This is a genomic window from Alkalibacterium sp. s-m-28 (assembly GCF_054658175.1).
Genome location: NZ_BAAGIQ010000105.1, coordinates 1 through 6,086 on the forward strand (window position 1 = coordinate 1; position 6,086 = coordinate 6,086).

At 42.3% G+C, this 6,086-nt stretch carries 4 protein-coding genes; 3 read left to right on the forward strand and 1 reads right to left on the reverse strand.

All coding sequences use genetic code 11. The annotated features are described in order from the left end of the window. The first annotated feature begins 212 nt into the window (after positions 1–212). Complete coding sequence (locus ACYQ4S_RS10400; RefSeq protein ID WP_346025596.1) at positions 213–554, forward strand: hypothetical protein; 342 nt, start codon at positions 213–215, stop codon at positions 552–554. 237 nt (positions 555–791) lie between these two features. Continuing rightward, positions 792–1,958 carry a glycoside hydrolase family 27 protein gene (locus ACYQ4S_RS10405; RefSeq protein ID WP_346025597.1) on the forward strand — a complete coding sequence of 389 codons (1,167 nt, stop codon included), beginning with the start codon at positions 792–794 and terminating at the stop codon, positions 1,956–1,958. A 214-nt stretch (positions 1,959–2,172) separates the two neighbouring features. Here the strand turns inward: ACYQ4S_RS10405 and ACYQ4S_RS10410 are convergent, their stop codons facing one another. Continuing rightward, positions 2,173–2,973, reverse strand: coding sequence for an AraC family transcriptional regulator (locus tag ACYQ4S_RS10410; RefSeq protein WP_459770995.1), 801 nt, complete (start codon positions 2,971–2,973; stop codon positions 2,173–2,175). Between the two features lie 358 nt (positions 2,974–3,331). Here ACYQ4S_RS10410 and ACYQ4S_RS10415 point away from each other — a divergent pair, with 358 nt between their 5' ends. Further along, on the forward strand, positions 3,332–5,347 hold the full coding sequence (locus ACYQ4S_RS10415) for a right-handed parallel beta-helix repeat-containing protein (RefSeq protein WP_459770997.1): 2,016 nt from the start codon (positions 3,332–3,334) through the stop codon (positions 5,345–5,347). Positions 5,348–6,086 lie beyond the last annotated feature (739 nt).

The following is a 6,086-nucleotide window of genomic DNA, read 5'->3' on the forward strand; positions in this document are numbered from 1 at the left end:
AGATAATTTCAAACTGACAGTTTATAATAGGGGTATACAGCACTTGCTTTTCCTTCTTTCTGGGGATAGTTTGGTAGTCGGATACCTACTATTTTACCGATAAATGAGGGAGGGGCAAGTGTTTTTTTGCTTTTCCTTGATATAACAACCATTGTAAGCAATTATTAAAAGAAAGTATTGACACTAACGACAACCTTGAGGAGGGGCTATTAATGACTGAGGAACATGATGTTCATAAAAACCATACGCATGAGCACAGTCTGGACTGCGGACACACTAAGATCAAGCACGGTGACCATATTGATTATGTCCATGACGGGCATTTGCATCACGAACATAAGGGGCACTGGGATGAGTGTGCCATAGATGTTTCTGAAAAGAACCCCGATGACTGCAGCCCTATGAACTGTGGCTGTCATCATGACGGCGACTGCGGACATGAAATGGTCCAGCATGGGGACCACAAAGACTATTTAGTCAACGGTCGGCTTCACCACGTACATGGCGACCACTGTGATGATCACGGTCCCGTAGAAATTGTCGAAGTAAAATGATTTTTCTATAATCATTTAATAAACTAACACTAAATTATTAAACAGATGCACGGAAGCAGTTTGGAAATAATCCAATACTGAATCCGTGCTTTTTTAGGCAATTAAGACCTCTTTTAAAAAACAACATCCATCCATACGAATACAACATATCCCTATAGTTAACTGGCTGCTGATTATGATTAAATCAGCTTAACAACAAGTTTACTGTTAAAAAAACTAAGGAGTGGACTAACTGATATGACAAGCCAAAACACTATGGGGCTCACACCTCCTCTAGGATGGAACTCTTGGAATACATTTACATGGGATATCAATGAAACGCTGATTAAAGAGGTAGCTAATACTTTCGTTTCCGATGGCTACAAAGATGCCGGTTATGAGTATATTGTTATTGATGACTGCTGGAGTCTTAAAGAGCGGGACGAAAATGGACAGCTGGTACCCGATTCCGAAAAGTTTCCCAGTGGGATTAAAGCGTTCGCTGACTATGTTCATAGTAAAGGGTTAAAGCTAGGCATCTATTCCTGCGCCGGCACGCATACTTGTGCCGGGTATCCAGGAAGTTTTGAACACGAATTTGAAGATGCCAGACAGTTCGCAGAATGGGGCATTGATTTACTTAAGTACGACTACTGCTTCAAGCCAAGACAAATGTCAGGGGAACTGCTTTACAAGCGCATGAGTCTGGCTTTAAAGAATTCCGGAAGAGATATTTTATTTTCTGCCTGTAACTGGGGAGAAGATGATGTCTATCACTGGATTCGTGAATCCGGTGCTCATATGTACCGCTCCACGGGAGACATTCAGGATAATTGGGAATCCATAAAGAAACTCACCTTGTCTCAAGTGGATAAAGCGCGTTATACAGGGTCATATTGCCACAATGATATGGACATGTTGGTTGTCGGCATGTATGGCGGCAGTAATGACGGCTTCATTGGCAGTAAAATCGGAGGCTGCACAGACAGTCAATACAAAACCCACTTTTCCTTGTGGAGCATGATGGGGTCACCTCTTATGATTGGCTGTGATATACGTGAGGCTAGCCATATGACCAAAGACATTCTTCTGAACAAAGATCTCCTTGCCATTAATCAGGACGTGGAAAGCAGAGGTGCCTACCGTATAAAACCCGAACCTCAGTGGTTTCATGACGATGATGTCTTTATTCAAGTCAAAGTCCTGTCAGACGGCGATTTAGCCATCGGTTTCTTTAACTTAAGTGACACGCAGCGTGAAATATCGCTGCAGTTCTGGGATATGGGTCTTCCTTATGCTTCTAAATGTTCTCTTGAACTATATGACTGCTGGGAGCATAAAACAATCGGACAATTTAAAGAACGCTATAATCCCGTTGTGCCAAAGCATGATTGTCTCATTGTTAGAGCGAAAGTTGTCAGCTGACATGAGTAACCCTACTACTTGCCAGCACTGCAAGGTTCCTCTTCACCCGGACGAAGTTGCTTTAAATTTGAAAGTCGTCTCGCGGACAGCCCGAACATTTTCCTGTCTGGACTGTCTTAAAGTGCCTCTGGGCTGCGAAAGACAGGCTTTGGAGGACTTGATTACCTACTACCGGGAGTCAGGTAACTGTGTCCTCTTTCGATAACGTGTTTTTCTATGTTCTATAAGCAGACGGTGTTTTTGCCGTTGTCTTTTTAAATACTTTAGAAAAATACAACGGATCTTTGTACCCTACAGAGTAAGCGATGGAGCTGACTGACAAGTCAGAAGACTCCAGCAGCACACTTGCTTGCTGAATTCTGACTTGCCTAATGTAAGAAGAAATCGGCAGCCCTGTTTCGCCCTTAAACAGTCGAAATAAATAGCTGCGCTCAATATTTACAGCTCCCACAATATCAGAGACCGTCAGAGATGCTTTCCAGTAATGCTGATAAATGTATTTTTTTGCCTGCTGAACATAGTCGATATCGCTTTTTACCCTATCTGCTGGAAACTGTTCCACATAGTAAGACAAGAGCAGTCGGAGTTTTGCCTCCAGACGTATGTCTTCATAAGCAGTCTTCTCAGCGTCCAATTCAGTGAAATAGTACTCAGCTAAATTTATCGATGCAGCAGGACTAACTGGAGAATCAACTGAAAATCTGGTTAAATCTATTATCTGAGAAGCTTCTTCGCCTTTGAATTCAATCCAGGCGTACTCCCAAGGATCAGTTGAATCTGGATGATAGGAGATTTCTGTATACGGATAAATCAGAAAACTCTCCCCTTCTTTAAGTTCAAATTCTTTTGACCGGGTTTTCAGTGTGCCTTTGCCTTTGATTATGTAGTGTAATGCATAGACATCCCGCACCCCAGGTCCCCATTTATGGGAGTTTACCGGCTTATGGCCACTGCTGACGTATTCTAATTGTTGGGGATTTTTTGAAGAAAAAAATCCTTCGTTACTGTTTTTCATCGTATTTCTCCTTTAAGTAAAGGCTTGAAGCTGTTTGTTAAACCGCCTTAATTATCCAGATTTATTTGTAAATTCAGAACGTCTCTATACCTGAATTATAACACGGCCGATTGAAAAAATTGACACTCTATCCATGCCTGAATCAGTTATGCTTTAGCAGATTTTTCTTATAGTTTAAAGCAATCTTGTCAGTGGCTGACAGTTTACTCAATCACTTGTCTTTGAATACCTGCACTAACATTCTGGTAAAATAGATTGAGACACACTACATTTAATACATCAATTATCACACAAATAAAACCTGTCATCCGTCATTAAATGACCTTAAACTTTTTATGACAGGAAAAAGGAGAAAATAATGGACTACCATATATCAACGCAAGGAAATGACCAAAATACAGGAACAAAAGAACAGCCTTTTCGCACAATCTCACGAGCGGCTGCTTTAGCAGAGCCTGGCGATACCGTTACTGTTCATGCCGGAGTGTACAGAGAATGGATCAATCCTTTAAATGGAGGAACAGAAGAACAGAGAATACTTTACAAAGCTGCTGGCGATGGAGAAGTCGTTATCTCAGGGGCTGAGCGTATTTCAGAATGGACTTCTGAAGGAAACAATGTCTGGAGTACAGAAGTGTCTAACTCCTTATTTAAAAATCGGAACCCATATGAAGTCGAGCTGAGTGGCGACTGGCTCTTTGACGGAGACCTGACTGCTCACTTGGGTGAAGTCTATCTGGACGGAAAATCTCTTTATGAATGCGGCAGTGTGGAGGAAGTAAATCATCCTGAAAGATGGTCTGAAGCGAAATATTCAGATGATTCTCTATTAAAATGGCATACAAAAGTGGGGACAGAAACGACGAAAATATGGGCAAACTTTGGTGGCAAAGATCCCCGAAGTGAGAATGTGGAAATAAATGTACGCCCTCACTGCTTCTGGCCTGAAAAATCCGGTGTGAATTATATTACCGTCAGTGGTTTCACGCTTACTCAAGCCTCACCTCAATGGGCACCCCCAACTGACTCTCAGGAAGGACTGATTGGTCCTCATTGGAGCAAGGGTTGGATTATCGAAAACAATACTATCAGCGAATCAAAAAACGTGGGCATCAGCTTAGGCACAGAAACTGGTACGGGGCACAAAGATAGAAAAAGAAAAGGTGGAACTCAGCGGGAACAGGAAGCCATCTTGAAGGCTCTCCATTCAGGCTGGCATAAAGATACGGTCGGCAGTCATATTGTGCGTAACAATATTATTCACGACTGTGAACAAGCTGGAATTGTCGGTCACATGGGCGCAGCTTTCAGCGAAATTTCACATAACCGTATTTACAATATCCACCATAAACGTCTTCGTCATGGGGCTGAAGTAGGTGGAATCAAACTGCACGCCGCTTTGGACACTCAAATCACGGACAATAAAATTTACAGCAGTTACAGAGGACTCTGGCTGGACTGGCAGGCACAGGGAACCCGCATCAGTCGCAATGTCTTTTTCGATAACTTGTCAGAAGATTTATTCGTCGAGGTCTGCCATGGTCCCTATTTGGTTGATCACAATCTGTTTTTGTCTCATATGAATTTCCGAAACATGGCTCAAGGTGGAGCCTTTGTGCATAATCTATTTGCCGGCAGATTTGTTGTTCAATCTGAACTCACACGAATTACGCCTTACCATTTCCCACATGAGACAGCTATGGCCGGCTACTCGAATATAACTGGAGGGGATGACCGCTACTTTAATAATATATTCCTTGGTGATGAAGATGGAAATAAAGAACCTGTGCCGATTAGATTCTTCGAACATCTTCCGCTTAAAAATCGGGAAGCTTCTGAAGCTGGAGAGAAAAAAGTTATGGACGGTGTTCCGGATGATTCCATCTGCTACCTGCATCCTGTTGGTCTAGGCGGATACAATCAGCATCCAAATGCCGATGAAAAGCAGTGGTGGGATATGACTAAAGAAGAAATTGCGGAACTGGGAGATGCAGCAGACGCTATTTTAGTAGGCAATGCAGTCTTGCCTGTTTCGATGGATGGGAACCTCTACCTTAATGAGGCAGTTCCAAGCTCTCAAGAAACGAATGCTGCTACGCTAAGGGAAAAAGTATTCCATATCGAGAGTAATCCGGTGGAAGGAATGGTGCATATTGAAATCAGTCAACCAGCATCCTTAGGTGAGCATTCTGAAGCTATGGTCACTACAGACATGCTGGGCAAAACATATCATGCTGAGATGGCCTTTGAAAAGCCTGATAATTCTCCTTACCGTTTTGACACAGATTATTTTAGTAACAGCAGAACCGATACACGGGTCACGCCCGGTCCCTTCAGGCTGGATCAGAATACCACTTTGATCTTTGAAGTTTAATATGAATTGATGCTGTAAAGGATTTTGTTCAAAGTATGAGAAAAATAAACCGATTAGGTAGTACATAAGTGTACTTCTAATCGGTTTTTCTATACCTACTAAATTCTAGTTCGTAGATTGCTAACTCGCGGGTTGAAGTGTCTCTGAGTCGCCCGGCTAACGCTCTGGTGGGTCATCTGAGGAAGAAAAATCTTCTTGAGTTGACCAGCCTGTCCTCTAGCTGGTCAACTGGTGGAGAATAAGCCACACGAGTTGACTAGCCTGCTCTCTAGAGGGTCGAGTGGTGACGAATTAGCCATACGAGTTGACTAGCCTGCCCTATAGCGGGTCATCTGGTGGTGAAGAAGCCGCTAGAGTCGTCCAGCTACTCACCAAATATTAACTGGCGGATAAAAATTGTCTAAGCCTGCACTTAAATTGACTAACATTCATACTGGCAGGAAAATATCGTTTGAGCTTTAACTTAACAGATTAAACGTCTGTCTAAGTTGAATGCATTCCATATAAAAATTGTTTCTGTCATTTGGATATACTAACTGAGCCAATTTCATAATTATTTGTCGTGTTTAACACCTGATAAATCAACTTTTTTAAAACATAGAAAAAAGGAACCCCCCCCATATGGTACAATTAGGTTGTCGACTAAGACACGTACTCCAGGAGGGATTCCTTATGTCCATTATACAACAACCCACTTTATTTGACATTGATTTTTTAGAAAAACTTGACGTTCAGGAGA

Bases quoted from the DNA above. Each gene is read 5' to 3' on its own strand.
- ACYQ4S_RS10400 (WP_346025596.1), top strand. From the start codon at position 213: ATGACTGAGGAACATGATGTTCATAAAAACCATACGCATGAGCACAGT.
- ACYQ4S_RS10405 (WP_346025597.1), top strand. From the start codon at position 792: ATGACAAGCCAAAACACTATGGGGCTCACACCTCCTCTAGGATGGAAC.
- ACYQ4S_RS10410 (WP_459770995.1), bottom strand. From the start codon at position 2,973: ATGAAAAACAGTAACGAAGGATTTTTTTCTTCAAAAAATCCCCAACAA.
- ACYQ4S_RS10415 (WP_459770997.1), top strand. From the start codon at position 3,332: ATGGACTACCATATATCAACGCAAGGAAATGACCAAAATACAGGAACA.